This is a genomic window from Clostridium thermobutyricum (assembly GCF_000371465.1).
GTDB classification, from domain to species: Bacteria; Bacillota; Clostridia; order Clostridiales; family Clostridiaceae; genus Clostridium; species Clostridium thermobutyricum.
Genome location: NZ_KB850956.1, coordinates 1,656,499 through 1,680,045, shown reverse-complemented (window position 1 = coordinate 1,680,045; position 23,547 = coordinate 1,656,499). Strand labels below are relative to the sequence as shown.

The window sequence follows — 23,547 nt, the reverse complement described above, 5'->3', positions numbered from 1 at the left end:
ATGAGAGAAGAAAAATTTTTTTCTTCTGAATTAGGGTGGTACCACGAAATATTCGTCCCTTTCTTTAATTAGAAAGGGACTTTTTATATTTAAAATAGGTAGTGAAGGAGAATTAGAGTATGGAAGAAATATTAGAGATATTAGAAAAAAATAGCAGGTATACTGATAAAGAGATTGCCACAATGGCAGGAAAAACTGTTGAAGAGGTAAGAGAAGCTATTAGAGATTATGAAGAAAAAAATATAATTGCAGGATACACAACTCTTATAAATTGGGAAAATACAGGAAAAGAAACTGTTACTGCTTTAATAGAAGTTAGAATAACACCACAAAGAGGTCAAGGTTTTGATAAAGTAGCTGAAAGAATATATAAATTTTCTCAAGTAAAAGCATGTTATTTAATGTCTTCTGGAGGATTTGATTTAACAGTTATAGTAGAAGGTAAAACAATGAAAGAGGTTGCTATGTTTGTTTCAGAAAAATTAGCAGTTCAAGAATATGTTCAAGGAACAGCAACTCACTTTGTTCTTAAAAAATATAAAGATCACGGAAGAATATTTAAAGATAAACAATCAAAAGAAAGAGAGGTCATATTTATATGATTTTAGAAGATATGATAGTTGATAAAGTAAAAAAAATGCCTCCATCAGGTATTAGAAAATATTTTGATATGGTAAATGAAATGGAAGGAGTTATTTCTTTAGGTGTAGGAGAGCCAGATTTTGTAACTCCTTGGAACATAACAGAAGCTGGAATTTATTCTCTTGAAAAAGGACATACCCATTACTCATCTAATGCAGGATTTATTGAATTAAGAAATGAAATAAGTAACTATTTATATAGAAAATTTGATATATCTTATAATCCAGATAATGAAATATTAGTTACTGTAGGTGGAAGTGAAGGAATAGATTTAGCAATTAGAGCTCTTGTAGAAGAGGGAGATGAAGTTATAATCCCTGAACCAAGTTTTGTTGCATATAAAGGATGTACAGCTTTTGCTGGAGGAACTCCAGTAATAATAAATTTAAAAGAGGAAAATAATTTTAAGCTTACTAAAGAACAATTAGAAGAAGCTATAACAGAAAAAACTAAAATTGTTATATTACCATTTCCTAATAATCCAACTGGTGCAATAATGACAAGAGATGAATTAAAAGAAATAGTTGATGTCTTAAAAGATAAAAATGTAATAATACTTTCAGATGAAATATACGCGGAGCTTTCTTATGATAAACCACATGTTTCTATAGCATCTTTTGAAGAAGTTAAAGATAAAACAATAGTTATAAATGGTTTTTCAAAAGCTTATGCGATGACAGGTTGGAGACTTGGATATGCTTGTGGAGATAAAGCAATAATACAAGCTATGAAAAAAATTCATCAATATGGAATAATGTGTTCACCAACAACAGCCCAATATGCTGCAATTGAAGGACTTAAAAATGGTGATGAAAGTGTTAGAAAAATGAGTAATGAATATAATAGAAGAAGAAGAATTCTTGTTGAAGGATTTAGAGAAATGGGATTAAGTTGCTTTGAACCCTTAGGAGCTTTATATGTTTTTCCATGTATTAAATCTACTGGTATGACATCAGATGAATTTTGTGAAAAACTTTTAATGGAAGAAAAAGTTTTAGCAGTTCCAGGAAGTGCTTTTGGAGAATGTGGAGAAGGATATATAAGAGCTTGCTATGCATCTTCAACAGAAGATTTAATAGAAGGAATAAGAAGAATTAGGAAATTTATAGAAAAATATAAAAAATAATTTTTATAGAAAAGTCTTATAGTTTAAATACTATAAGACTTTTTATTTTAACAAGAGATATTTATTACCTTTGAAAAAGTTAACAAATAATGTATAATATTAATAAAAGATGAAAGAAGGGATTAGAGATGGAGAAAAATACTGATTTAGGTACAGGTAAAATAAGTAAGCTTTTATTTAGTTTAGCCTTGCCAGCAATAATAGCTCAAATAGTAAATGTACTATACAATATTATTGATAGAATTTTTATTGGAAGAATGTCTTCAGGAGAACTTGCAATAGCAGGAGTTGGAGTTGCATTTCCAATAATTATGATAGTATCAGCTTGTAGTGCTTTAATAGGAATGGGAGCTGCACCACTTGCAGCAATAAAAATGGGTGAAAAAGATAATGATAGTGCTGAAAAAATAATGAGTAATAGCTTTTCATCACTTATCTTGATGGGAATAATTTTAACAATAGGATTTTTAATTTTTAAAATTCCAATATTAAATGCTTTTGGAGCAACTAATGAAACAATAGTATATGCTGAGAATTATTTAACTATATATCTTATTGGAACAATTTTTGTACAAATAGCACTTGGAATGAATCCTTTTATTACTACTCAAGGATTTGCTAAAATATCAATGGCAACAGTTATGATTGGAGCTATAATAAATATAATTCTAGATCCAATATTTATTTTTGGATTAAATTTAGGTGTTAAAGGAGCAGCTCTTGCAACAGTAATAGGACAATTAGTATCAGCAATGTGGGTTTTAAAATTTTTATTTGGGAATAATAGTATTTTAAAAATAAGAAAAAAATATTTAAAACCTGAAAAAAATATAATGCTTGGAGTTATAGCACTTGGAGTATCACCTTTTATAATGCAATCAACTGAAAGTTTAGTTTTAATAGTAATGAATAATCAGCTTTTAAAATATGGAGGAAACCTTGCGATAGGTGCAATGACAATTATGTCTAGTGTAATGCAAATCATAACTTTACCTATAATTGGGTTATCTCAGGGGGCACAACCTATAGTTAGCTATAATTTTGGTGCTAAAAAAATAGAAAGAGTAAAAAAGACTTTTAAGCTTTTACTTATTTGTAGTTTAACTTATACAATAGGAATGTGGATTTTACTTATGGGAGTTCCAGAGATGTTTGTAAGATTATTTAATAATAATCCAGAGTTAGTTGAAATTGGTTCATGGAGTATGAAGATATTCTTTGCAGGAATTTTTATGTTTGGAGCGCAAGTTGCATGCCAACAGACTTTCTTAGCACTTGGACAAGCAAAAGTCTCACTTATGTTGGCTTTATTAAGAAAAATAATTTTATTAATCCCATTAGCATTTATTCTTCCTAATGTATTTGAAAATAAATTAATGGGTACATTATGTGCAGAACCATTTTCAGATGTTATATCAGCTTTAACTACAGCAATATGTTTTGTAATATTTTATAAGAAAACATTAAGTAATATAGAAAAAGAATCAGATAATATAGAAGAAAAAGAATTTATAAATAAATAAAATGATGTAAGCCTCTATAATATGCAAATATTATAGAGGTTATTTATTTAAAAAAAATTAATATAGATATATTTAGAAGTCTTTTATAATAGGAATTTAATAAAGTTAAATACAGAATATAGATAGAATTACATTAATAATGTTTAATAAATAGAATTTACAATGGTCAGATATTGTGTAATAATATAGCTTATTAATTTAAATGAATTATATATAAATAGGAGTGGAATATGAAAATAGGATTTGATCATGTAAAATATTTAGAAGAACAATCAAAATATATATTAGAGAGAGTGAATAACTACGATAAATTATATTTAGAATTTGGAGGAAAATTACTTTTTGATTTACATGCAAAAAGAGTTTTACCAGGTTTTGATGAAAATGCAAAAATAAAATTATTACATAAATTAAGAGATAAAGCTGAAATAATAATTTGTGTCTATGCAGGAGATATAGAAAGAAATAAAATAAGAGGCGATTTTGGAATAACATATGATATAGATGTTTTAAGACTTATAGATGATTTAAGAAGCTATGATCTAGATGTTAATTCTGTTGTTATAACAAGATATAGTGGACAGCCAGCTGCAAGCATATTTATAAATAAGCTTGAAAGAAGAGGAATAAAAGTCTATAAACATAGTAAAACAAAAGGTTATCCAACAGATGTAGATACTATCGTAAGTGATGAAGGATATGGAAAAAATCCTTACATAGAAACAACTAAACCAATAGTTGTAGTAACAGCCCCAGGGCCAGGAAGTGGAAAGCTTGCAACATGTTTAAGTCAGCTTTATCATGAATATAAAAATGGTAAAGTAGCAGGATATTCAAAATTTGAAACTTTCCCTGTATGGAATGTACCATTAAAACATCCTTTAAATATTGCATATGAAGCAGCTACAGCTGATTTAAAAGATGTAAACATGATAGATTCATTCCATTTTGATTATTATAATAAAGTCGCTATAAATTACAATAGAGATATTGAAAGTTTTCCAGTTCTAAAAAGAATAATTGAAAAAATTAGTGGAGAAGAATCAGAATATAAATCTCCAACTGATATGGGAGTAAATAGAGTAGGTTTTGGAATAATAGATGATGAAGTAGTAAAAGAAGCTTCAAAAGCAGAAATAATAAGACGTTACTTTAAAACAGCTTGTGAATATAAAAAGGGAGATGTAGATAAAGAAACATTTGAGAGAGTTTCTTTAATAATGAATGAATTATCTCTTAAAGAAGAAGATAGAAAAGTTGTAGTTAAAGCAAGAGAAAAAGCAAAAAAAGTAAAAGAACAAAAAGATACTAATGAAACAGTTAGAGCAATAGCTTTAGAAACTGAAGATGGAAACATATTTACAGGAAAAGCAACTGAAATTATGGATGAAACTTCAGCAGTTGTATTAAATGCTGTAAAGCATTATGCAAATATAGATCATGAAATACATTTAATATCACCTCTTATATTAGAGCCTATTAGATGTCTTAAAAAAGAAAATTTAGCATATAAAAAGGCAGCTTTAAACTGCGAAGAGATTTTAATGGCACTTAGTATTTGTGCAGCAACTAATCCTATGGCACAAGTTGCTTTAAGTAAACTTAAAAATCTTAAAGGAGCTCAAGCTCATTCAACAACAATAATCAGTAATAATAATGAGCAGACTTTTAGAAAATTAGGTATAGATATAACTTGTGATCCAGAGTATCCAACAGAAAATTTATATTATTAAATGTATCAAAAGAGTGAAAATTGTTACCAGCAATTTTTACTCTTTTTTAAATATTATATTTATTTTTTAAATAAATAGTAAATAATAAGAACAATAGGTTAAATAAATTATGAACCTATTCAAATATAAAAAATTAAAGATTATACTAAGAAAGTAAGAAAATAAATAGCATATTTTAAAATTTAAGGAGTTGGAATAAATATATGTTTAACTTTAATCCTAGAGAAGATAAATTTTTTGTTATGTTTATAGATGAGGCAAAAAATATTCACGAGTCAGCTATTTTATTAAAGAAAGGATTTGAAAATTTAGATAATAAGAACGAAATTGCTAAATTGTTAGGAGATTTAGAACATAAAGGGGACTTAATGGTTCACGATAATATAATAGAGTTAAATAATGCTTTTATAACACCTATTGATAGAGAAGATATATTTAGAATAATAAAAAAGATGGATAATGTATTAGATGATATAGATTCAGCAGCTAATAGATTAATAATGTATGATATTAAAGAAGTTACAGAAGAATCTTTAGAAATGTGTGATATGATAATTGAAATAACATCAGAACTTTTAAAATTAATGGAAGAACTTAAGAAAATAGGGAAAAGAAACTCTATGGTAGAGAAAATAAGAGAAATAAATGCAATAGAGCATAAAGGGGATAAGCTTTATAGAAGAACTATAACAAATTTATTTAAAAATACAGACCCAATTGAAATCATAAAATGGAAAGATATATATTTAATATTAGAAAATACATTAGATAGTTGTGAGCAAATAGCAGCAATAGTTGAAGGAGTTGTAATGAAACATGCCTAGTACTCTTATTATAACTGGAATAATAGTTGTATTAGCTTTAAGCTTTGATTTTATAAATGGATTTCATGATACAGCAACAGCTGTTGCAACAACAATATCTACTAGAGCTTTAAGACCAAAAACAGCTATATTACTTTGTGCATTTTTTAATTTTATTGGAGCTTTTATGGGGACAGCTGTTGCAAAAACAGTTGGAGATGACATCATAAATCATAAATATTTACCACAATGGTGTCTTGTTGGAGTTTTAGCTTCATGTATTATATGGAATATAATAACTTGGTATTTCGCAATTCCAAGTAGTTCATCTCATACTCTTATAGGTTCATTAATAGGAGCAGGAATAGCTTTTAATGGTAGTATAGATAAAATACAATGGGGAAATGTTTTTAATCATGTAGTAGTATGGTTAATTTTAGGTCCAGCTATTGGTTTTATACTTGGATATATAATAATGCTAATTTTAAATTGGACATTTAGGAAATGTAAAATTGGAATAGTAAACAAGATATTTCTTAAAATGGAGATTTTAGGTACAGCTTTTATGGCATTAAACCATGGAGCAAATGATGCTCAAAAATCAATGGGGATTATAACAATGGCACTTTTAAGCGGAGGAGTTATAAGCACATTTGATGTTCCAACTTGGGTAATTGCAGCTTGTGCTCTTTCTATGGCTCTTGGAACTTCAATTGGTGGAAAGAAAATAATTAAAACAATGGGAAATAAAATGACTAAACTTAATCCTGTTGGAGGATTTGCTTCGCAAATAGGAGCAGCTGTATCTATTCTTGGCGCAACTATTTTTGATGCACCTGTAAGTACAACTCAAGTAATGACTACAACAATTATGGGAGTTGGTGCATCTAAAAATATAAAATCAGTTAAATGGGGAGTTGCAAGAGGAATAATTTGGGCTTGGGTTTTAACAATTCCAGTAAGTGCAGTTATATCAGGAATATTAATAACAATAGTTAAATTTATAATATAGTAAAATTTGATTGAACTATTTTAAATTTTATATAGTTCAATCTTTTTTTACCTAAATATAGATATAAAAACAAAATAAATATTACAAATAATAATAAAGTGTAGATTTTTTATGAAAAAAGATATAAAATAATATCTAATATTACTTATTATTGGATAAAAAAAGAGGAGATGGAAAATGTATATAATTAATTTTATTAGAGGTTTTTGTATGGCACTTGCAGATAGTGTTCCAGGAGTGTCAGGAGGTACAATTGCATTTGTATTAGGGTTTTATGATAAGTTTATAAATTCTCTTAATAATTTAGTGACAGGAAATAAAGAAGAAAGATTAGAAGCTATAAAATTCTTAATAAAACTAGGCATTGGATGGATAGTAGGGTTTATTCTTTCAGTTTTATTTATAACTTCTGTTTTTAATAATCATATATATGCAATAAGTTCTTTATTTATTGGATTTATCGTAGTTGCAATTCCAATAATATGGAAAGAAGAAAAAGAGTGTTTAGTTGGAAATTATAAAAATATTATTTTTATGATAATTGGTATAATAGTAGTATTTTGTATTACATACTTTAATCCAGTAAAAGGTGGAGAAGGTGTAAATGTTTCTGCTAGTCATTTAAACATTGGCTTAGGCATTTATATATTTATATCAGCTATGATTGCTATTTCAGCTATGGTTCTTCCAGGAATATCAGGATCAACAATTCTTCTTATATTTGGGCTTTATGCACCAATATTAGGAGCAATAAAAGGTGTATTAAAAATGAATTTTGAATATATACCAGCTGTATTTATATTTGGAATAGGAATTCTTACAGGTATTGCAGTTACAATAAAAGGAGTTAAATATTTATTAGCTAATTATAGATCTGCAACTACGTATTGTATTTTAGGACTTATGGTAGGTTCAATATATGCAGTAATTATGGGTCCTACTTCATTAGAAATACCAAAAGAAGCTATGACTCTTTCAACATTTAGTCCATTATTTTTTATTATAGGTGGAGCATTAATAATTATATTAGAAAGATTAAAAGTGCATTTTGAAAAAAGAAATATAAAATAAAAAAATACTTCACAGATTTTTCTGTGAAGTATTTTTAATATACAATTGTATTTCTACCGGATTTTTTAGCTATATATAAATTTTCATCAGATTTGCTTAAAAGTTCACTAAAGGAAGTTTTATCATAAGTAGATGAAAAAATACCCATACTGCAATAGATTTGAATTATATCATCTTTAAATCTAAAAAATTTTCTATTTAGCGCTTCTCTTATTTTTTTAGAAAGAAGTAAAGCACTAGATATTGGCTTATTATTTAAAATTATTAAAAATTCTTCTCCACCATATCTACAAAACCAATCTGTTTCGGAAACTAAACTTAAAACTACATTTGAGAATTCTACTAATATTTTATCTCCAAATAAATGACCATATTTATCATTTATATTTTTAAAATGGTCTAAATCTATCATTATTATTGAAACTGGATTAGTTGATTTTTCATTAAGCTTCTTTAGAAGGTTTTCTTTAAGAAAACATCTATTATAAGCACCTGTTAAGTGATCTTTTGTTAAGTTTTCTGTTACATCTTTAAAAAATAAATCAATAGATTTTTTTTCAGTAGATTCACTTATTACAAAAGTTTCTGTTACATCTTTAAAAAATTCTACTATATAACTTTTTTCTTGAATTTTAACAGGAAATAAAAATATTAAAAAAGCTTTTTTATTTGTCATCTCTAATTTTTGAAAAGATCTTTGTTCTTTATGAGCTTTTAAAGCTAAACAATTTTTACATCTAATAGATTCATCTTCTAAACAATGAAAATTGCTAAATCGAAAATCAGAAGTCTTTATTATAGAACAATCTTTAGGATCTATAATTCTTATAGCATCGAATAAGAATTTAAATGAAGCAAATTGTTCCTCTATATCTTGTAAAATATTCATAAGTGTACCTCGCTATAATGTAGTCATAAAAACTAAACATAATATAATTATACAATAATATTGTCGCATTATGTAGAAAATAAAAATAAATTAAAATAGATAGACAAGAATTTTAGCAAGATTTATAATAAAAAGTATGTATTTTAGTAAATAAGAGGAGTTACAATATGATAATAGAATTGAATGACAAGAAAATAGAAGAATCATTAAATCACTTAGGAAAAGCTATTGAAATTGTGGGTGGAGAATTTCAAATTGAAGATAGAGAAGTTTTAGTTTCTCAAATAATAAGAAATCTTTTTGAAAAAGGAAGTGCAACTATTGAGATATTAGGAAAAGATTACTCAATAGAAGAATTATTTTTAAAAAAGACTGAATTTGAAAAATATTACTTAAAAAATAAAATAAAAACAGTTAGAAGTATTGTAGAAAAAATAAAGAAATATAATACTGAACTTGAAGGAAAAATAAGAAAATTTAAAAAAATTAATTCAATTGAATTATTAAGAGAAATAAATGAAGAAATTGAACAGAGATATAAATGGGAATTTGATAAATTCCTTTTAGTAAATATAGAAAACAGAGATGAAGAAAAAAATTACTATGGAAGTTATTTAGAAGAAAAAAAGAAACAGCTTATAGATAGCATTTTAGTCAAATTAGGTATATAATTTAAATGTATCCATGTTTTAGAGAGTACTCTTTAAGATTTTGGGCAATTTAAAAGTATTTCTAACAAAAAAGAGAGATCTAATTTGAAAGAGCAGTTTTTAATATAATAACAGTAATTTTTTAGATGCTTAAAAGCTATGTTAATAGTTTTAGTAAAGTATACTAAATTTAATAGTTGAGAGTTAAAGACTAATTTTCTTTTAAATTATTAAGAGAAGATTAGTCTTTTTTATGAAATGGGGTAAGAAAAAATGAAAGTGGCTGTTATAAGTGCAATATTAGAAAATCCAATTTTATGTCAAGAAAAATTTAATAGTACCTTAGCTTCTTTTAGAGGAAATATAAAAGGAAGGATGGGGATTCCTTTAGAAGAAGAGGTTTCTGTTATTTCTATTGTAGTTAAGGGAGAGTTAAATGAAATAAATAGTCTTACAGGGAAACTTGGAAATATTAATGGGGTTACAGTTAAAACTGCTATTAGCAAAAAAGAAATTTAACTCTAGAAAGGAAGTCTTATGAACGTAAAAAACATTATTGATAAGTTATTTAAAGAACATGATGCAACTGATGAGGAACTTTTATATCTTTTAGATAATATAACTTTTACTGAACAAGAGTATTTATCAGAAAAAGCAGATATTATTAGAAGAGAAAACTATGATAATAAAGTTTATATGAGAGGTCTTATTGAATTTACAAATTTCTGTAAAAGAGATTGTGCTTATTGTGGAATAAGAAGAAGCAATAAAAATGCAGATAGATATAGGCTTACATTTGATCAAATCATAGAGTGTGTAGATTTAGGTGATAAACTAGGATATAAAACTTATGTGCTTCAAGGTGGAGAAGATGATTATTTTACAGATGAAAAGATGATAGAAATAATAAAAGAGATAAAAAGACGTCATCCTAAAAATGCAATAACACTTTCTCTTGGTGAAAGAAGTTATGAATCTTATAAAAAAATGTATGAAGCAGGAGCAGATAGATATCTTTTAAGACATGAGACTGCGAGTAAAGAACTTTATGAAAGCCTTCATCCTGGTGCATCTTTTGAAGAAAGAAGAGAGTGTTTGAAAAACCTTAAGGAAATAGGATATCAAGCAGGAGCAGGATTTATGGTTGGACTTCCAAACCAAACAAATTCTGATCTTGTAAAAGATTTAAGATTTGTAAAGACTTTTAAACCAGCAATGTGTGGAATAGGTCCTTTTATTCCTCAAAAGGATACACCTCTTGGAAACGAAAAAGGCGGAACTCTACAAAAAACAGTAATAATGTTAGCTTTAGTAAGACTTCTTTTACCAGATGTACTTCTTCCAGCAACAACAGCACTTGGAAGCATTGATCCTCTAGGTAGAGAGAAAGGTATTAAAGCAGGAGGAAATGTTGTTATGCCTAATCTTTCACCAACAGATGTTAGAGATAAATACGCTCTTTATGATGGAAAAATTTGCACAGGAGACGAAGCAGCAGAGTGCAGAATGTGCATAGAAGGTAGAATGAGAAGATTTGGATATGAAGTAGAGGTAGGTAGAGGAGATAACATAAATTGGTCTAAAGAAAAATAACTAAAAAATGTAATTTTAGGAGGAATTTGAATGTTTATAAATCATGATTATATTAACAGCATCTTAGAAGAGACTAAAAATCCTACAAGAGAAGAATCTTTACAAGTTATAGAAAAGGCTAGAAAAAGAGAAAAATTAGATTACAGAGACATAGCTATACTTTTAGCTACAAAAGAAAAAGATGTAGAAAAAGAAATTTTTAAAATTGCAGGGGAAATCAAAGAAGAAATATATGGAAAAAGAATAGTTATATTTGCTCCTCTTTATGTAAGTGACTATTGTGTTAACAAATGTGTTTATTGTGGATACCAATGTAACAATAAATTTGAAAGAAAAAAATTAACTCAAGAAGAAGTGGCAGAAGAAGTAAGACTTCTTGAAGCAATGGGGCATAAGAGACTTGTTTTAGAACTTGGAGAAGATCCTGTAAATGCTCCTATAGAATATGTTCTTGAATGCATAGATACAATGTACAAAACTCAAAATGGAAATGGAGAAATAAGAAGAACAAATGTAAATATTGCTGCTACTTCTGTTGAAAATTATAGAAAATTATATGAAAAAGGAATAGGAACTTATGTATTATTCCAAGAAACTTATAATAAACCAATGTATGAAAAAGCACATCCAAATTCATTAAAGAGCGATTATGAATATCATTTAACAGCTTTTGATAGAGCTATGGAAGCAGGAATTGAAGATGTTGGAGCAGGAGTTTTATTTGGACTAGCTGATCCAAGATTCGAAGTTTTAGGTCTTATGATGCACAATGATCATTTAGAAGAAAAATATGGAGTAGGATTCCATACAATATCTGTTCCAAGAATTAGAGAAGCTGCTGGGGTTGCTATGGAAGAACTTCCATACTTACTTGATGATGAAACATTTAAAAGAGTAGTTGCTGTAATTAGAATCGCTGTTCCATTTACAGGACTTATGATTACAGAAAGAGAAACTCCTGAACTTAGAAAAGAAATTATGACATATGGTATATCTCAAATATCTGTTGGTTCAACAACTGTTATAGGTGGATACAAAAAAAGAGCAAATAATGAAGATAGTGATGAGCAATTTAAGCTTTTTGATGTTGAAACAGATAGTATGTCAGCTATTGAACAACTTATAGATGATGGATATATTCCAAGTTTCTGTACAGCTTGTTATAGAAAAGGAAGAGTTGGAGACAGATTTATGAGTCTTGCAAAATCAGGTGAAATTCAAAAAGTTTGTGAACCAAATGCTATAACAACTCTTGTAGAATATGCAATAGATTATGGTGATGAAAGATTTAAAGAAAAAGCTATAAATTTTGCAAGAAAAATAGCAAGTGAGATAAAAAATGAAAATACAAGAAAAATAACAGAAGAAAATATAGATAATTTATTAAATGGTAAAAGAGATTTATATCTATAGTTTAATAAAAAGAAATAAAATAGTATAATATATGTATAAAGGCTCCTTCAAAGGATGAATTTGAAGGAGCCTTTTTTAAAAACATAGGACAAAAAGGAGTGAGTTTATTATGAATAATACCCCTAATTCAAATAGGAAGCATATAGCCATTTTTGGTAATACAAATAGCGGTAAGTCATCTCTTATGAATAAGATTTTAGGGCAAGAAATGTCACTTGTATCAGATGTTCAAGGAACAACAACTGATCCTGTTCAAAAGGCAATGGAGCTTATACCAGTTGGACCTGTTCTTCTTATTGATACAGCAGGGCTTGAAGATAAATCAGAACTTGGAGAGCTTAGAATGAAAAAAACTATGGAAGTTTTAAGAAAGACTGATGTAGGAATTTTTGTTATTGATTCAAGTAGTCCAGATTATGATTCATTTGAAAAATGGGTTATAGAAGCTAGAAAATTTAATATTCCATTTATAGTAGCAGCTAATAAAGCCGAAGTTGCAAATAGTGATATAGTAACTGGATTAAAGTCTAAATATAAAACAGTTATTCCTACATCAACAGTTACTGATTGTGGAATAGAAGAATTAAAAGAAGAACTTGTGAAAATTCTTGAAAAAGAAGAAGAAGAGAAAAGTTTAATAGGAGATATAGTTCCTTATGGGGGAAAAGTAGTTATGGTTGTTCCTATAGATTCAGAAGCTCCAAAAGGAAGACTTATATTACCACAAGTCCAACTTATACGTGATTGTCTTGATAATGGTATAAAAAGTTATGTTGTGAGAGATACAGAACTTAAATCAGCTTTAAAGGATTTAAAAGATATAGATTTAGTTGTAACAGATTCTCAAGCATTTAAAAAAGTTAGCGATATAGTTCCAAAAGAAATAAAACTTACAAGCTTTTCAATACTATTTGCTAGACAAAAAGGTGATTTAAAGTCCTTTATAGAAGGAGTAAATGCTATAAGAAATTTAAAACCTGGAGATAAAGTTCTTTTTGCAGAAAGTTGTACTCACAATGTATCTCATGAAGATATAGGAAGAGTGAAAATTCCAAAAGCACTTCAAAAATATGTTGGTGGAGAATTAGATTTTGAATATAAAGTAGGATATGATTTTGCTGAAAATTTAGATAAATATGCATTAGTTATTCATTGCGGAGCATGTATGATAAATAGAAAAACTGTAATGAATAGAGTTTTAAAATGTGAAGAAAATAAGACTCCTATTACAAACTATGGAGTAGTATTAGCATTTTTAACAGGTATATTAGATAGATCAACAGAAAAATTTAATATAAAATAATTTAATTAGACTGTATTAAAACTTTGAAAGATATGTTATCTTAATAGATAGTTTAATACAGTCTAATTTTTTGATTTAGGAGGAAAATATGAGTAATTTTAATGATTTTAAATTAAGTAAAGAAATATTAAAAGCAATTAATGATTTAGGATATAAAAAGCCAACAGAGGTACAAGAAAAGGTTATAAAGGAAGCGTTATTAAATAAAGATTTAATAGTAAAATCTCAAACAGGAAGTGGAAAAACAGGAGCCTTTGCAATTCCTTTATGTGAAAGATTAAGCTTTGATGAAGAATGGGATAAAGCTTTGATTTTAGCTCCTACAAGAGAGCTTGCAATACAAATAAGTCAAGATATTAAAAATATAGGAAGATATAAAAAATTAAAGGTTTGTACTTTGATAGGAAAAGAATCAGTTAAAGAACAAGATAATGATTTAAAAGGAAAAGTACAGATAGTTGTAGGTACACCAGGAAGAGTATTAGATCATTTAGATAAATGCACTTTAAACGGAAAAATGATAAAATACCTTGTTATAGATGAAGCTGATGAAATGTTTAATATGGGATTTATAAATCAAGTAGAAGGAGTATGTAGAAGAATAAATAAAAACAGAACAACAATGTTATTTTCTGCAACAGTTCCAGAAAAAATAGAAGAACTAACTAAAAAACATATGGATAGACCTGTATGGATTAAATGTGAAGGAAAAGGATTAGTAACAGAGGGAATAACTCATGGATTAATTGTAGTAGAAGGAAAAGAAAAATTAGAAAAAGTAAATAGTATACTTCTAAGTGAAATTCCTGAAAGAGCAATTATTTTTTGTAGAACAAAAGATAATGTAGAGATTGCGCATAATTATTTTAAAGAAAAAGGATATTCTATAGATAAGTTGCATGGAGATATGCTTCAAAAAGAAAGAAATAAAAAAATGGATAGCTTTAGAGAAGGAAGATTTAAAATACTTATTGCAACAGATATAGCAGCAAGAGGTTTAGATGTAGAAAATGTTACACATGTAATAAATATAGATATTCCAGTTGAAAAGGAAGCTTATGTTCATAGAATAGGGAGAACTGGAAGAGGAGGGCTTAAAGGAAGTTCAATAACAATAATGACTCCATATGAAGATAAATATTTAAATAGAATAGAAGAATATATAAATTTAAAAATAGAGCCTTATAAAGAAAAAGAAATAAAAGATAAAGCTTTATCAGAAAAGATATTGAGACAAAATCCAAAGAAAAGAGAAGATAAAAAGAAAAGCATTAAAGGGGTAACAAAACTTTATTTAAATGGGGGAAAAAAGAAAAAAATTAGAATTTTAGATATAGTAGGAACTATATGTAGTATAGATGGAATAGAAAAAGATGATATAGGAATAATTGAAATAAAAGATAATGGTTCAACAGTTGAAATATTCAATAATAAAGGAGAAAAAGTTTTAAGAGAATTGAAAAATAAAACTATAAAAGGTAAAAAGCTTAAAGTAGAAAAAGCAAAAAATTAGTTTTTAGAAATAAATAATAAAAATATTTATTTTTAGTTTTAAATATCTAACAAAATTTTAAAAGATGTTATGTTAATATAAAAATAGACTAAAATATAAAATAATAAAAAAGACTTTTCTCAAATAGAAAAGTCTTTTTTATTAATATTAACAAATAAGTTCTTCACCCTTGTTAAGGGCTTTAAAGAAATCTACTAAAACACATATTAATATTATAAATTGCATTGCAGATATTATTTTAATATCTATAAGATTGTAAGCCCATAAATATCGAACATAATTCATAAAAGAATTAAACATAAGAATTATCGCAACATAAAAATTAGATTTTTTCATTACTACATATATTACTGATAATACAACAGCTAAATATACATAACGTCCATGCATTCCTGGTAGAAAATATGTTGATATTAGAACTGATAAAAGAGATAAAGTTACTATATTAAGGTTTGATAACTTTTTCTTTTTATAAATAATAAAACAAAAGATCATAGCAAAGATAAATAATGTAAAAATTATTCCAGCTGTTCTTATCATATCATTTTCTCCACTATGGAAAAATGAATATATATTAGACATATTAAGAGTCAATTTTTTATATTGTGATTCTTGAGTAAAATAAATTGATATTATTTTGCTAAAGCTTCTACCACTAATTAAGGCTGGTATATATAGTATAACATTTACTATTGGAATCCATAAAAAATTAAGTATTGAATATTTTCTATTACTAAAATAAAGAATTATTAACACTGGTAATATAAATATTGCTTGTAGTTTAAATGCAAATGCTATGCCAAAAAATATAAAACTAATAGATGGATGATCATCTAGTAAAAAATAAATAGAAAATAAACAAAAAGATGAATAGATACCATCACATTGTGCCCAAGCACTTCCGTTTAAAATAACAGTTGGTATAAATAAAATTCCTAAAAAAACAAAAATTTGAGCAAATCTTTTTGAACTTTTATTTTCTAATAATTTTCCTATTATTAAAGCTCCTGCAAATGCCAATATATAGTCAAAAATTATTGATACAATTTTTATTAAATAAAGAGAATATTTAGGTACTTTTGCTATCAAAGTTAAAATATATAAATAAGGAACATTATAATTTGCTGGAATTGTAGCTAAAGAATTTAATCCTCCATGAGTTGCTATATAATTAACCCAAGGTTTTAGAAAATAAGTGTAATCGTCTGTAGTAAAATTAATGAAAATATATCTTATCCAAATTGAAATTAAAATCATTATAAATACAAAAATTTGAAAAAAATATTTATCAAATAGTTGATATATTTTTTTATCTAGTGTGTTTTTCAATTTTTTTCCTCCTCTATAGAAAAGTCTAGTTCTTTTGTAATTAAAATTTTTTATTGGTTACGTATATATATAGTTATAATTGTAAGGTTTGTTTAACCATATTATTGTACGGTGCAAATACTACCATTCTAGATTTAATTTGTCAATTGATATATTTAATTATTAACAGCTTTTTTAGATAATGATTTATATACATATATAAAGTTTAGATAAATTAAAAAAAGTCTTTTTAATTTTAAGAATTAAAAAATATATAATATGCAAAAGAATTAAAAAAGTTACTACTTTCTACTTAAGTTTAGTTTATATTACAAATATTATTTTATCTTATCATAATATAGTATTTTTATAAATAATATAGAATAAGTAATCTTTATGTAGGCATCAATAGTTGAAAGGGGAAAAAGGATGAAATTAAATTTAAAAACAAATACTAATATTGTATATGGCAGAGGAATTTTAGAAAAGTACGGAACAGAAATGCTAAAGCTTGGAGAAAAGCCTTTAATTGTATCTGGGAAAAAATCATCAAAAAATAGTCAAGGTTATAAAGATTTATTAGAATTTTTCAAAAAAAATGATATAAAATACTCTGTTTATATAAAATCAGAGATTATGGCAAATATAAAAGATATAGAAGAAGGAGCTGAGATAGGGAGAAAGGAAAAATGTGATTATGTTGTAGCAGTAGGTGGAGGTACAACAATAGATATTGGAAAAGGAATTAGTATTCTTTTAAAAAATAAAAGTATAAAAAATAGAGGAAATGTCCCATTAGTTACGATTCCTACTATATCTGGGTCAGGTAGTGAAACAAGTAAATACGCAGTAATAAATTTAGGTGAAATAAATTTTTACACTATAGAAGTAGAGCCCAATATGGCTATAGTAGATCCATATTATACAAACAAGATAAATATAGAATTAGTTAAAAACTCTAGTTTAAATGGACTAAGTAATTTAATTGAAGGTTACTTAAATGAAAATATAGATAAAGAAAATGAAAGAATAGCTATTGAAGGCTTAAGAAGATTTGGAGAATCAATAGATAATTTATTAGATTGTAATATTTCTTCAAGGGATAGAGAAAATTTATCAATGGCATCTATACTAGGTGGAATATTATTAAATAGATATGGAAGGGGATTATTTAACGTATTAGGAGAAACTTTATCATACAATGGTAATTTGAGTCTTGGAAAATCAAAAGGAATACTTTATAATGAATATCTTAAAAAGTTTAGAAAAGAAAAAAAATTAAACAACATAATAAATGTACTAGGATTTTCTACATTTAGAGACTTAAGCAAAACTATAAATAAATTGAGTAGTTATAATAAATTAGAATTAGAAAAATTAGAAGTTGAAAAATTAGCTAAAATATCTATGCAAAGAATAATTAAAGAAGATAAAAAGCTAAAAAATGAAATATATTATGATATTTTCAATATTTATTCAAATAGTTTGAAAAATAGAGAGCTTAATTATGATATAATCTAGTTAAAAAAATGAAAAGAGGAGTAAAATGGAGTACAAATTTAATTTTGAAAAAAAAGAATATATTTTAAACGAAGAAAGTTTATTAGAATTAATAAATGATGAAGAATCCCCAGTTGAAGGTTTTGATTTAAATGAAGTTTTAAGACTTTTAAATGAAGGAAATTTAGAGTTTGATAAAGCTTACTATAGCTCATCTTGTGATAGTTGTGATAGTAACTTTAAAGAGAAAAGAAATGTAAGTGAATATGTAGAAGGATTTTTCTATATATATACTAAAAATAAAAAATATGTTATAGCAAATATAGATAAAGATTATGAAGGTAAAACATATCATAAGTTAGAACTTTTAGGTGAAGTAGATGATAGCTATATAGTAAGCATAATAATATGTAAAAATTGTGGTAAATTCATAATACAAATAGAAGAATTAGTAGTATAAGAAAGAGCTAGAATAGTTTTCTAGCTCTTTTATAGTTTAGTAAAAGAGATTAAAAGCAAAATAAGACCTGAAAGCCATGAAAGATTAATTTCTCTTTTACTAACTAATTTTTTCCCTAATAATATTCCAAATTTAAAAGAAAGTACTCCTAAAATAAAACAAAGTACTATAAGAAGTACATAATTTATTTGCATAAAGCTAATACCAATTCCAACTGCTAAACTATCTAGTGATAATGCTAAAGATAAGTAAACACTTTCTTTTAATGATATAGCCTTTGATTTATCGAAGTCAGCAGATTTTTCATCTATATAAACATTTAAAGCAAATTTCATATCAAAAGCTTTAAAAGTTAAAGGTTTCTTATGAAGTGAAAACTTTTTAAAATATTTTTTTATTAATACTTCAAAAAGTTTGTATAAACCAAGTGAAAAAAATATTATAAAGCTTATTTTATTTGGAAGTCCTTCTGGAATAAAATTCATTAAAGATATACCAAATAAAATTGCTAAAGTAAGCATTAAAGCTGAAATGAAATTAATTAAAATAATAGAGGAATTTGGTATCTTAATATTATCAGAGCCATAAGCTATACTTGTAACAAAAGAATCTAATATAAGTGAAATAACTAAAATAAAGATACTCATTTTTTTACCTCAAATAAATTGATTAATATAGTATATGTATTAGATTTGAGCTTGCTACATTAATCGACAAAAAAGGAATTTCTAATTACTTCCATGCTATAAAATATATTAAATCTTTTTAGTTATATATGTAATATATTTTTAAAAGGTTGTTAATGCATAATAAGAAAATTCTAAAATTTTAGATAGGATTTCTAAGTTTTATAAGGTTTGAAGTAGCCATATATTTTAGTTTAGTTTATAATTAAAAGAGTAAAAGAAGGGAAGTTGAGAATGGATAATGTATTAAGATTATTAAGTGAGTATAGTCAATATGCAATTATTATAAGTATATTAATAAGTATAATAATTGCAATTTTAGGACTAGTTCCTTCAGTTTTTGTCACTGGAGCAAATCTTATATTTTTTGGACCTTTTATTGGATTTATAGTTTCTTTATTAGGAGAAACTATAGGAAATTATATAAGTTTTAAACTTTATAAAAAAGGTTTAAAGGAAAGCATCGAAAAAAGATTCTCTAAATATAAAATTTTAGAGAAAATCTCAGAAAGTGAAGGAAATAAAGCTACTTTTTTAATTTTCCAAGCTAGAGTTATTCCATTTATTCCATCAGGAATAGTTACACTTGCAGCAGCTTTAAGTAAGATAGATGATTTTAGATATATTTTTGCAACTTGCATTGGTAAAATCCCATCTATAGGATTAGAAATGTTAGTTAGTTATGGAATATTAAAAAGTGGAGGAAAATATATTCAGTTGATTATAGGCGTATTAGCTGTATATTTAATTTATAAAACATTTAAAAAGGAGACAAGTAATGTATAAACTTATAGCAATAGATATGGATGGAACACTTTTAACAAGTGATAAAAAAATATCTGAAAGAACTAAAAAAGCAATAAAAGAAGCAAGAAAAAAAGGTGTTTATGTAGTATTAGCATCAGGAAGACCAATAGATGGACTTTTAAAATATTTAGAGGAATTAGATTTATTAAGTGATGATGATTATGTACTAAGTTATAATGGTTGTTTAGTTCAAAAAAGTAAATCAAGAGAAGTTATTTGTGATGTTACAATAAAAGGAGAAGATTTAAGTTATCTTTATAATTTAAGTCGTGAAATAGGAGTAAATATTCATGCGTTTTCAAAAGAAAGAGGGCTTATAACTCCTAAAAATAGTAAATATACTCAATATGAAGCAGATCAAAACTTTATAACATTAACAGAAGTTAGCCATGATAATATTGATAATAATGAAGATATAATAAAAATAATGATGATAGATGAACCAGAAATTTTAGAAGCTGGAATTAAAAAATTACCAAAAGAATTAAGTGATAAGTATAGTATGGCAAGAAGTGCTCCATTCTTCTTAGAATTCTTTAATAAAAATGCAGATAAAGGTGCTGGAGTTAAACTTTTAGCAGAGCATTTAAATATAAAGAGAGAAGAAGTAATAACAATGGGTGATGCAATGAATGATTATCCTATGATAAAATACGCAGGACTTGGTGTTGTTATGAAAAATGGTTCAGATGAGTTAAAAGAAATTGCAGATTACATAACTGACACTAATGATAATGACGGTGTTGCAAAAGCAATTGAAAAATTTGTTTTAGATAAATAGTAAAAAACATGTCCAAATATTCATTTGGACATGTTTTATTTTTATATTTTTTTTATACAAATAGGTTCTGGAATTGGGATTTCATTAGAAAATTTATCTATTATTCCATTTTTTAAGCTAAATATAGAAATAGAATCTGATTTTAAATTACAAGAAAATAGTTTATTACCATCTAAGATAAAATCTCTTGGAGAATTTATTTTTTTATAAGAAAAGTTTTGTATATGCCTTAAGCTGTTGTTTTCTAAAATTTTAAATACAGAGAAAGTATTAGTTTTTCTTTCAGATGTATAAATAAAATTATCATATATATGAATAGCAGCTCCTTCTAAATAATTATTAAAATTTAAAGGTTTTATACTGTTAGATATAGATAATGTATCAGTATCTATCTGAAATAATTCATAGGTTCCTTCTGTGATTAAATAAACAAATTTATCTTTAAAATCTAAATGTCTTGGTTTTGATTTTTTTTCAAAGTTTATTTTAGTTATTGGTTTTAGGTTTGGAAAACTATAAACATTTAAATTAGAATTATTTAAATCTACAATGTAAAGTTTATCTTTATATACTCTACAGCAATGAAGTTTTCCGTTTTCTATAGAAATAGAATTTAGTTTTTGTAAAGAATAATCTGAAGTGATTTTATATAAAATGAATAATCCTTGATGATAATTACAAGATAAAACATAATCTTTATAAATTTCAACAAAACAAGGAGGACAATTAAAATCTTCAGCTTTATCTAATGGTATGAGAGACTCATTTTTTAATGAAAATAAAACTATACCACCAGTATTAGAGTCTCCATGAGAAGAAATGAGAAAATTATTTTTTATATCTATATAAGTTGGGTTATGAAGTTTAAAGCTTTTTTCAAATGTTCCATTATCATTTGAATCTAAAGTAAATTTATATATTCCTTTACTATATTTTTTTGTATATGTTCCAATTAAAAAATTTTTACTCATATAAAATCTCCTTAAAGTGAATTTACTTTATTATAACATTAAAGAAGAAATGGAAAAGTTATATAAAAATTTCTTTTTAAGTAAAAATATAGTTTAATAAAATGGGAGGGGATATTATTCCATTGAAAATACCAAAAAATTTACCAGCATTTTCGGTTTTAACTAAAGAAAATATATTTGTAATGAATGAATTGTGTGCTAATAATCTTATTGTATTTATCGAAATACACTATATGACATTGAGTTAATATGATATTAAAAAAATATTACCATTTTTAAAAAAGTTTAGAGATGGTATTATTTTTTTTAACAAAATTATTGTATATTTAATAAATTTCGTTATATAATCAATAAGTATTAAAATTTTAGTAGAAATGGAGATGATTTAATTGGAGCAACATAGAGAGAAATTTTCATCTGGACTTGCAGTATTTTTTGCAACATTAAGTTCGGCAGTTGGTTTAGGAAATATATGGATGTTTCCTTTTGTAGTAGGGGAAAATGGTGGTGCAGCTTTTATTATAATTTATTTGATTTGTATACTTATAATAGGAATACCTACTTTAATTAGTGAATTTATTGTTGGAAGAAGTACTAGAAAAAATATTTATGGTGCAGTTTCAGATGTTACTGATAAAAAAGGGTTTAAAGTTATAGGAATTATTGGGCTTTTAGCATCTTATATGATGTTATTTTTCTATACTGTAGTATCAGGATGGGTATATTGTTATGTGTTTAAAGCGTTAGCTGGTAGCTTTAAAGGTATAACAGCGAGTGGAGCAGTAAATATGTTCAATGAAGCAAGTGTAGGACCATTAGGGCCAATAGTATGGCAAATAGTTGCTTTAATAGTTGCAGGTATTATTATTGCCATGGGCGTTAAGAGTGGAATAGAAAAAATAACTAAAATATTAATGCCTGTACTTGTAGTACTTCTTATTGTTTGTGCAATTAGAAGTGTAACTCTTCCAGGAGCTATGCAAGGAATTAAATTTTTATTAGAACCAAACTTTTCTAAAGTAAACTTGAGTGTTGTTCTTTCAGCACTTGGACTAGCATTCTTTAAATTATCAGTAGGAACAGGATCAATGTATACATATAGTAGTTATTTTACAGATGATAATAATCTTATTAGAACTGGTGTAAAAGTAGCTCTTGCAGATACTTGTGTGTCACTTATAGCTGGACTTGCAATATTTCCAGCAGTTTTCGCATTTGGTCTTAAACCATCTCAAGGTCCAGGGCTTTTATTTAACACAGTTCCACTTATTTTTTCAAAAATGGCAGGTGGAACAATATTAGGAATAGTATTTTTCCTTTTAACTGCTATGGCAGCAACAATGGCAACTATTTCAATTGTACAAGTTCTTATTGCAACATTTACAGAACAATTTAAAATTGAAAGAAAAAAAGCTATAGTTATAAATATAGTTATAATAGTAGCTTTTGGGATTTTAGCTGCATTATCAGCAAATCCTGAAGGAGTATTAGGACAATTTAAGATTTTTGGAGATACTTTCTTTAACTTATTTAGTGATATTGTTTCAAATATTCTTTTACCTATAAACGGTATTTTAGTAACTATACTTATTGGGTATTTTGTAAGTAGAGATACTATAAAAAATCAATTAACTAACAATGGAACTATAAAAAATGAAGCTATAGTAAAAATAATGTTTTTTACTATAAGATATATTACACCAATATTAGTTTTAATAGTATTTTTAAAGACATTTATATAAAATATGATATAATCTATATAA

23 protein-coding genes and 1 other annotated feature (1 of these 24 only partly in view) are annotated in these 23,547 nt (G+C 26.0%); of the genes, 19 read left to right on the top strand and 4 right to left on the bottom strand.

The window, feature by feature from the left end; genetic code table 11:
- Nucleotides 1–63 (top strand) — a binding site (T-box leader); it begins 168 nt to the left of the window's first position.
- Nucleotides 64–119: 56 nt separating this feature from the next.
- The 7 genes from HMPREF1092_RS07820 to HMPREF1092_RS07790 all read left to right on the top strand — a co-directional run bounded on the left by HMPREF1092_RS07820 (nt 120) and on the right by HMPREF1092_RS07790 (nt 7,910).
- Entirely contained in the window at nt 120–602 is a 483-nt protein-coding gene (locus tag HMPREF1092_RS07820) for an Lrp/AsnC family transcriptional regulator (RefSeq protein WP_002598112.1), read from the top strand.
- Nucleotides 599–1,768, top strand: coding sequence for an aminotransferase class I/II-fold pyridoxal phosphate-dependent enzyme (locus tag HMPREF1092_RS07815; protein WP_002598111.1), 1,170 nt, complete (start codon nt 599–601; stop codon nt 1,766–1,768). The genes HMPREF1092_RS07820 and HMPREF1092_RS07815 overlap by 4 nt, the downstream gene beginning before the upstream one ends.
- 128 nt (nt 1,769–1,896) lie before the next feature.
- On the top strand, nt 1,897–3,291 hold the full coding sequence (locus HMPREF1092_RS07810; RefSeq protein WP_002598110.1) for an MATE family efflux transporter: 1,395 nt from the start codon (nt 1,897–1,899) through the stop codon (nt 3,289–3,291).
- A gap of 230 nt (nt 3,292–3,521) precedes the next feature.
- Nucleotides 3,522–5,024, top strand: a complete 1,503-nt coding sequence (locus tag HMPREF1092_RS07805; protein ID WP_002598109.1) for a DUF1846 domain-containing protein — start codon at nt 3,522–3,524, stop codon at nt 5,022–5,024.
- Nucleotides 5,025–5,227: 203 nt separating this feature from the next.
- A complete protein-coding gene (locus HMPREF1092_RS07800; protein WP_002598108.1) occupies nt 5,228–5,848 on the top strand; it encodes a DUF47 domain-containing protein in 621 nt (206 codons plus the stop codon).
- Nucleotides 5,841–6,839: an inorganic phosphate transporter gene (locus HMPREF1092_RS07795; RefSeq protein WP_002598107.1), complete on the top strand. Its 999-nt coding sequence runs from the start codon at nt 5,841–5,843 to the stop codon at nt 6,837–6,839. Before HMPREF1092_RS07800 ends, HMPREF1092_RS07795 begins: the two co-directional genes overlap by 8 nt.
- Before the next feature lie 177 nt (nt 6,840–7,016).
- A complete protein-coding gene (locus HMPREF1092_RS07790; protein ID WP_002598106.1) occupies nt 7,017–7,910 on the top strand; it encodes a DUF368 domain-containing protein in 894 nt (297 codons plus the stop codon).
- 34 nt (nt 7,911–7,944) lie between these two features.
- Here HMPREF1092_RS07790 and HMPREF1092_RS07785 read toward each other — a convergent pair whose 3' ends face one another.
- Nucleotides 7,945–8,799, bottom strand: a complete 855-nt coding sequence (locus tag HMPREF1092_RS07785; protein ID WP_002598105.1) for a GGDEF domain-containing protein — start codon at nt 8,797–8,799, stop codon at nt 7,945–7,947.
- 167 nt (nt 8,800–8,966) lie between these two features.
- On the opposite strand from HMPREF1092_RS07785, the gene HMPREF1092_RS07780 reads away from it, so the two are divergent.
- From HMPREF1092_RS07780 to HMPREF1092_RS07755, 6 genes are all read left to right on the top strand, one after another.
- Nucleotides 8,967–9,470: a hypothetical protein gene (locus HMPREF1092_RS07780; protein WP_002598104.1), complete on the top strand. Its 504-nt coding sequence runs from the start codon at nt 8,967–8,969 to the stop codon at nt 9,468–9,470.
- Between the two features lie 252 nt (nt 9,471–9,722).
- Nucleotides 9,723–9,968 carry a TM1266 family iron-only hydrogenase system putative regulator gene (locus HMPREF1092_RS07775; RefSeq protein ID WP_002598103.1) on the top strand — a complete coding sequence of 82 codons (246 nt, stop codon included), beginning with the start codon at nt 9,723–9,725 and terminating at the stop codon, nt 9,966–9,968.
- 18 nt (nt 9,969–9,986) lie between these two features.
- Entirely contained in the window at nt 9,987–11,042 is a 1,056-nt protein-coding gene (gene hydE, locus HMPREF1092_RS07770) for a [FeFe] hydrogenase H-cluster radical SAM maturase HydE (RefSeq protein ID WP_002598102.1), read from the top strand.
- Between the two features lie 30 nt (nt 11,043–11,072).
- Nucleotides 11,073–12,455, top strand: coding sequence for a [FeFe] hydrogenase H-cluster radical SAM maturase HydG (gene hydG / locus HMPREF1092_RS07765; protein WP_002598101.1), 1,383 nt, complete (start codon nt 11,073–11,075; stop codon nt 12,453–12,455).
- A 109-nt stretch (nt 12,456–12,564) separates the two neighbouring features.
- Nucleotides 12,565–13,758 carry a [FeFe] hydrogenase H-cluster maturation GTPase HydF gene (gene hydF, locus HMPREF1092_RS07760; RefSeq protein WP_002598100.1) on the top strand — a complete coding sequence of 398 codons (1,194 nt, stop codon included), beginning with the start codon at nt 12,565–12,567 and terminating at the stop codon, nt 13,756–13,758.
- Nucleotides 13,759–13,846: 88 nt separating this feature from the next.
- Complete coding sequence (locus HMPREF1092_RS07755) at nt 13,847–15,271, top strand: DEAD/DEAH box helicase (RefSeq protein WP_002598099.1); 1,425 nt, start codon at nt 13,847–13,849, stop codon at nt 15,269–15,271.
- A gap of 147 nt (nt 15,272–15,418) precedes the next feature.
- On the opposite strand, the gene HMPREF1092_RS07750 is transcribed toward HMPREF1092_RS07755, so the two are convergent.
- Nucleotides 15,419–16,600, bottom strand: a complete 1,182-nt coding sequence (locus tag HMPREF1092_RS07750; protein WP_002598098.1) for a hypothetical protein — start codon at nt 16,598–16,600, stop codon at nt 15,419–15,421.
- A gap of 408 nt (nt 16,601–17,008) precedes the next feature.
- On the opposite strand from HMPREF1092_RS07750, the gene HMPREF1092_RS07745 reads away from it, so the two are divergent.
- Nucleotides 17,009–18,100, top strand: coding sequence for an iron-containing alcohol dehydrogenase (locus HMPREF1092_RS07745; RefSeq protein ID WP_002598097.1), 1,092 nt, complete (start codon nt 17,009–17,011; stop codon nt 18,098–18,100).
- A gap of 25 nt (nt 18,101–18,125) precedes the next feature.
- A complete protein-coding gene (locus HMPREF1092_RS07740) occupies nt 18,126–18,539 on the top strand; it encodes a DUF3785 family protein (protein ID WP_002598096.1) in 414 nt (137 codons plus the stop codon).
- Nucleotides 18,540–18,568: 29 nt separating this feature from the next.
- Here the strand turns inward: HMPREF1092_RS07740 and ytaF are convergent, their stop codons facing one another.
- Nucleotides 18,569–19,186, bottom strand: a complete 618-nt coding sequence (gene ytaF / locus HMPREF1092_RS07735) for a sporulation membrane protein YtaF (RefSeq protein ID WP_002598095.1) — start codon at nt 19,184–19,186, stop codon at nt 18,569–18,571.
- Between the two features lie 273 nt (nt 19,187–19,459).
- Between ytaF and HMPREF1092_RS07730 the strand changes: the two genes are divergently transcribed.
- Nucleotides 19,460–20,011 carry a TVP38/TMEM64 family protein gene (locus tag HMPREF1092_RS07730; protein ID WP_002598094.1) on the top strand — a complete coding sequence of 184 codons (552 nt, stop codon included), beginning with the start codon at nt 19,460–19,462 and terminating at the stop codon, nt 20,009–20,011.
- On the top strand, nt 20,004–20,813 hold the full coding sequence (gene yidA / locus HMPREF1092_RS07725; protein ID WP_002598093.1) for a sugar-phosphatase: 810 nt from the start codon (nt 20,004–20,006) through the stop codon (nt 20,811–20,813). Before HMPREF1092_RS07730 ends, yidA begins: the two co-directional genes overlap by 8 nt.
- A 41-nt stretch (nt 20,814–20,854) precedes the next feature.
- On the opposite strand, the gene HMPREF1092_RS07720 is transcribed toward yidA, so the two are convergent.
- Entirely contained in the window at nt 20,855–21,784 is a 930-nt protein-coding gene (locus HMPREF1092_RS07720) for a lactonase family protein (protein ID WP_002598092.1), read from the bottom strand.
- A gap of 122 nt (nt 21,785–21,906) precedes the next feature.
- Here HMPREF1092_RS07720 and HMPREF1092_RS17665 point away from each other — a divergent pair, with 122 nt between their 5' ends.
- Complete coding sequence (locus HMPREF1092_RS17665; RefSeq protein WP_278244355.1) at nt 21,907–22,032, top strand: hypothetical protein; 126 nt, start codon at nt 21,907–21,909, stop codon at nt 22,030–22,032.
- Nucleotides 22,033–22,173: 141 nt separating this feature from the next.
- Nucleotides 22,174–23,526: a sodium-dependent transporter gene (locus HMPREF1092_RS07715; RefSeq protein ID WP_002598091.1), complete on the top strand. Its 1,353-nt coding sequence runs from the start codon at nt 22,174–22,176 to the stop codon at nt 23,524–23,526.
- Nucleotides 23,527–23,547 lie beyond the last annotated feature (21 nt).

Excerpts from the sequence above, each read along its gene's own strand:
- HMPREF1092_RS07730 (WP_002598094.1), top strand. The coding sequence starts at position 19,460 with ATGGATAATGTATTAAGATTATTAAGTGAGTATAGTCAATATGCAATT.
- HMPREF1092_RS07790 (WP_002598106.1), top strand. The coding sequence starts at position 7,017 with ATGTATATAATTAATTTTATTAGAGGTTTTTGTATGGCACTTGCAGAT.
- HMPREF1092_RS07775 (WP_002598103.1), top strand. The coding sequence starts at position 9,723 with ATGAAAGTGGCTGTTATAAGTGCAATATTAGAAAATCCAATTTTATGT.
- HMPREF1092_RS07740 (WP_002598096.1), top strand. The coding sequence starts at position 18,126 with ATGGAGTACAAATTTAATTTTGAAAAAAAAGAATATATTTTAAACGAA.
- HMPREF1092_RS07815 (WP_002598111.1), top strand. The coding sequence starts at position 599 with ATGATTTTAGAAGATATGATAGTTGATAAAGTAAAAAAAATGCCTCCA.
- HMPREF1092_RS07795 (WP_002598107.1), top strand. The coding sequence starts at position 5,841 with ATGCCTAGTACTCTTATTATAACTGGAATAATAGTTGTATTAGCTTTA.
- HMPREF1092_RS07745 (WP_002598097.1), top strand. The coding sequence starts at position 17,009 with ATGAAATTAAATTTAAAAACAAATACTAATATTGTATATGGCAGAGGA.
- HMPREF1092_RS07800 (WP_002598108.1), top strand. The coding sequence starts at position 5,228 with ATGTTTAACTTTAATCCTAGAGAAGATAAATTTTTTGTTATGTTTATA.
- HMPREF1092_RS07805 (WP_002598109.1), top strand. The coding sequence starts at position 3,522 with ATGAAAATAGGATTTGATCATGTAAAATATTTAGAAGAACAATCAAAA.
- HMPREF1092_RS07720 (WP_002598092.1), bottom strand. The coding sequence starts at position 21,784 with ATGAGTAAAAATTTTTTAATTGGAACATATACAAAAAAATATAGTAAA.
- hydF (WP_002598100.1), top strand. The coding sequence starts at position 12,565 with ATGAATAATACCCCTAATTCAAATAGGAAGCATATAGCCATTTTTGGT.
- hydE (WP_002598102.1), top strand. The coding sequence starts at position 9,987 with ATGAACGTAAAAAACATTATTGATAAGTTATTTAAAGAACATGATGCA.
- HMPREF1092_RS07780 (WP_002598104.1), top strand. The coding sequence starts at position 8,967 with ATGATAATAGAATTGAATGACAAGAAAATAGAAGAATCATTAAATCAC.
- HMPREF1092_RS07755 (WP_002598099.1), top strand. The coding sequence starts at position 13,847 with ATGAGTAATTTTAATGATTTTAAATTAAGTAAAGAAATATTAAAAGCA.
- ytaF (WP_002598095.1), bottom strand. The coding sequence starts at position 19,186 with ATGAGTATCTTTATTTTAGTTATTTCACTTATATTAGATTCTTTTGTT.
- yidA (WP_002598093.1), top strand. The coding sequence starts at position 20,004 with ATGTATAAACTTATAGCAATAGATATGGATGGAACACTTTTAACAAGT.
- hydG (WP_002598101.1), top strand. The coding sequence starts at position 11,073 with ATGTTTATAAATCATGATTATATTAACAGCATCTTAGAAGAGACTAAA.
- HMPREF1092_RS07810 (WP_002598110.1), top strand. The coding sequence starts at position 1,897 with ATGGAGAAAAATACTGATTTAGGTACAGGTAAAATAAGTAAGCTTTTA.
- HMPREF1092_RS07785 (WP_002598105.1), bottom strand. The coding sequence starts at position 8,799 with ATGAATATTTTACAAGATATAGAGGAACAATTTGCTTCATTTAAATTC.
- HMPREF1092_RS07820 (WP_002598112.1), top strand. The coding sequence starts at position 120 with ATGGAAGAAATATTAGAGATATTAGAAAAAAATAGCAGGTATACTGAT.